Source organism: Exiguobacterium sp. FSL W8-0210 (assembly GCF_038006045.1).
Lineage (GTDB): Bacteria > Bacillota > Bacilli > Exiguobacteriales > Exiguobacteriaceae > Exiguobacterium_A.
This window is the reverse complement of sequence record NZ_JBBOUK010000006.1, coordinates 1-3,648: the sequence shown is the minus strand read 5'-3', so window position 1 is coordinate 3,648 and position 3,648 is coordinate 1. Positions and strand designations below refer to the sequence as shown.

The window sequence follows — 3,648 nt, the reverse complement described above, 5'->3', positions numbered from 1 at the left end:
TTGCGAGGAATTGTCATTTCACGCAAGGATGCTTCTTTTTGACGATTTTAGAGCACGCGAGCGTTCGAGACCTCCCGGTACAATTCGATTTCTTCCGGGTGCTGGGCTTCCCATTCGAGATTTTGCAGCAGTGGGATTTGGATCGCCCCCTCCATCTCTGACATCAAGTTCGCCAATCGGACGTCACGGCGATTCGTGTTCGGATCCTCAAGAATTTCTTCGAAATCTTTTCGGAAGTTCGCTACGGTTTTCATCTGTTCGTCCTCCTCATTTTTGTTTGCGTACGTAGTCCTGCAGGACGCCTTCGACGAGTTCGTAGAGTTTCACGTCGTTCTCGAGTGCGATATGCTTCAGACGCTTGTGGAGCGTCACGTCGAGGTCGAGCGAGACCTTCTTCCGGATGATTCGTTGCGGTTTCGTCTCGATCTCGAAATAGCTATCGTCGAGTTGCGACTGTCCGGTCACCGGATCCACACGTAATGGATCCGTCGCTCGATTCTTTTTCTCCTTCACTCGTGTCGATTGGACGAAGTCCAGGACACGCTTCTGGGCGTTCGGATGGTCTCCAGCAATCTGCCAACGCTTCGTCTGTTGGTCGAACGTCGCCCCAGCCTGTTTCAAGGCTTCTCGTAGCTTCTCCTTACCCACTGGAGCATGCTGTTTCGCGATATCGAGGAACTTCATCCGTTTGTTGAGTTCCGTCACGTCAAGGATCGTCAGTTCCATTTCTCTCATGCGTCTCCCCCCCCCTTGCAATCTACACCTGTCTTGTTATTTAACCTCTTACCCTCTTAAGTTTCTACATTACAGGGCTAGACACCTGCATTTCTCCTTAACTTTCGCTCTTCTAGATCGTTCGGTAGTTGATATAAACGACCAACTCCAGCACCTATTTTTCTCTCTAGATGCCTGTTTAAGATTCTCGCTTTCCTGATCTACCGCACTTCGTTCCGGCGTTTACGCCTTCACTTCGCTTGCTGGCGCACTGCGGCATGTTGAATGGACTCGCTTCGCTCCCTCCTTCAACATCCCTCGCACGACACATGAACCCGTCGTTGATCTTCATCTTTCCGGCACTTTCTATTCCTTTTTTCATAAAAAAGACTTGTAGAACCTGAAGAGCGAGGACATACTGCGGGAGGCAGGCGAGGAAAACGGCTGGATGGGCAGACTAACCCCTTGCAAAAAGGAAAGAGTTAAATCTGCCCATCGGTGCACTGCGTCCAGTGTAGGACGAGGTATCCGTATGTCTAGGCGTTCCAAGATTGCAGGGGAGTCTCGCCCCTACGATATGACTCGCTGCGCTCTCGCGCACACAAGGCGTTTCCACGCCCTACCTTGCTGCCTTTCGGCGACTCGTCATATAACCCACTGTATGGCGGCCAAAAGCCGTCATATGTCGTGTCACAGCAATCATACAGCCGCCTACTAGGAAATTCCCCACCGTTTGTCGTGGGACTGCCTACGGTCTCGTACCATATGACCCCGTCTGAACCTCTCAACGATCTTTACCGTATCCCTTCGGGACTTAGGCTATGTACAGGGCTCTCCGTCCTTCCCCTGCTAACGTCGCATCACCTACTGGAACTGCGGTGATGACCGATCCATTCTACTGCGTCGGCTGGATGAACCTACTCGTTTAAAGAGCGAGTGCAGACCTCTTTCTATGTAAAACCAAAACAAAAAGGACATCATCCAATAGCGAGTTTCGTAAAACTTGCTACTGAATGATGTCCTTTTTCTGTACTAAAACCTTGAATGTTGAAGGTTTCCTTAGTATGATAAGGTCATCTAAGTTGAAGCCACGTTCGGTGTGTCTTCAACTATTCAATAGCAAGTGTTCCTGCACTCGCTATTCAAAAGCGTCACTTCGTTGATCATCTACTCGTTTCCCGACAAGTAGATGGGAGAAGTGGCGTTTTTTGTTGTGCCGTCCGTATTTTGTTACTGATTATTGTACGCTTACATCAATTTTCTGACAACATTTTATTTTTATCACACATCAAATCTCGATTCAAAAAAAGAGATTTCAAATCGTTTTTCAAATTGAAAATTCATTTTGAAAAATAAAAAAATACGATTGCTAGTGCTAGCAATCGTATTTTTTTGGTGGCAACCGCCGTGCCAAAATGCCGTTTTTAGTGGCACGCGGTGTGACCTTTTGGCGATTTTGATGATATCAGGGAAACACTAGGCTCCGCCTAGGCTAGCACACTGAGTGATAGCAGTTTCCCCTTATGCTCTTTTTCATCATTTTTAACTTTTTCATTTCAAGTGATCCTTTAAAGATGTTGCTACTTAATCTTTTTTCCAGTCGTAACCGATCACTGGATTTTTTAACGACGATCACTTCATAAGTAATATAGTCAGATTCATTCTCTTATCTAAATTCCAAAAAAATATTTTCTATTCTTTAAATCACACTTCATTTCTTTTATCGATATGTTCTGATTGTAATCTTTTTTTCTGAACGACTTTAAGTTCTGAATAGATAATAATCTTGTAAAATAATCAGCATAGTAAAAAAGTTAGGAGCATACCTAGTAGATATGCTCCTAACTTTTTCTGTTTTAGAAACATAGCTTAACTTAATAATTAATCGTTATACCTGATTTTTTCTTTCATCCAAGTTAGAGATGTAGTTCCAGTGGATTTGGCTTTATACATGGTTACAGCACCAGATGTTGGTGATACTTTATACAAGGCAAACGTGCCGTCAGGCTTAGGTGATTTTTGGACTTTTACTCCTGGAAGTATAGAGCTAAAGTCTCGGGAGGCTTGAGTGGAATCAGCATTTTTCACGTAGTTTTTAACTCCTGATTTAGTGACTTCCGTCAGTCGAGCAGTACTTCTAACTGCTCCCCATCCTATTGGAGTAGTTTTCGCACACAAAATTTCAACATCTGGATCTTCCATTTCGATGGAATCACTAAACCCTAATATATCAAAATCCGAAACAACTTCTTCTTTTTCAGAAAAAGGTCGACATGATGCTTGAACAGAATCATCTGAAAAAGAGACATTAAAGAAAAATAAACATGTCAAAAAAAGCGCTAAAATTTTCTTCACTATAAAACCTCCTTTTTATGTATGATAATACAAAAGAAGTCTAAATTGTTTGATTTTTCTAATTATAATAGGGGGTGTCATGTTGAATAACATAGATCTTGATTTTTTACTCAGCGTTGAAGACTACGAATTGGAATTGGATACGATGTCATTGAAGGGAAATGACCATTACGCGATTGATTTATATTTTTATGGAGCTGACGATGTGTCCAAGTTGATAATAGATGATCCTTCGCGAGACTATTTTTTAATGCGCTTTGAAAAGTATGCTGTGTTTATGGGAACTCTTCAAGAGCATGGAATCCTTGATGACGGACTCAGAAATCCCTATCCAATCGTGAAGCTACAAGAGTCGATTTTTGGTGAGTTTGCCGAGAAATATATGAAAACAAAAGAAATCTACACCGAACGTGGTGACCTGAATTTATTTGTTATCAGAACGCATGAACAAGAATTTTATATTCTTTCTTATAGTGATCCGATGGTCATAAATAATATGGCTAAGAGCGAGTGAAAAGTTTGTGAAAACGGTCGATTCCGACCGTTTTTTTCATGCTTGGCTCTGCGTCGTCGTCATCC

The 3,648-nt window shown here is 42.8% G+C and carries 4 protein-coding genes; 1 reads left to right on the top strand and 3 read right to left on the bottom strand.

Annotated features, from left to right (window positions below; translation table 11 throughout):
* Positions 1 to 47: 47 nt before the first annotated feature.
* The 3 genes from MKY22_RS17315 to MKY22_RS17305 form a co-directional block, all read right to left on the bottom strand.
* Entirely contained in the window at positions 48 to 254 is a 207-nt protein-coding gene (locus MKY22_RS17315) for a hypothetical protein (RefSeq protein ID WP_341090781.1), read from the bottom strand.
* Positions 255 to 267: 13 nt separating this feature from the next.
* The gene (locus MKY22_RS17310) at positions 268 to 735 is read right to left on the bottom strand and encodes a hypothetical protein (protein WP_341090780.1); all 468 of its coding nucleotides are present in this window, start codon (positions 733 to 735) and stop codon (positions 268 to 270) included.
* 1,860 nt (positions 736 to 2,595) lie between these two features.
* Entirely contained in the window at positions 2,596 to 3,069 is a 474-nt protein-coding gene (locus tag MKY22_RS17305; RefSeq protein WP_341090779.1) for a hypothetical protein, read from the bottom strand.
* A gap of 82 nt (positions 3,070 to 3,151) precedes the next feature.
* On the opposite strand from MKY22_RS17305, the gene MKY22_RS17300 reads away from it, so the two are divergent.
* Entirely contained in the window at positions 3,152 to 3,583 is a 432-nt protein-coding gene (locus MKY22_RS17300; protein ID WP_341090777.1) for a hypothetical protein, read from the top strand.
* Positions 3,584 to 3,648: the final 65 nt, after the last annotated feature.

Bases quoted from the DNA above. Each gene is read 5' to 3' on its own strand.
- MKY22_RS17315 (WP_341090781.1), bottom strand. From the start codon at position 254: ATGAAAACCGTAGCGAACTTCCGAAAAGATTTCGAAGAAATTCTTGAG.
- MKY22_RS17310 (WP_341090780.1), bottom strand. From the start codon at position 735: ATGAGAGAAATGGAACTGACGATCCTTGACGTGACGGAACTCAACAAA.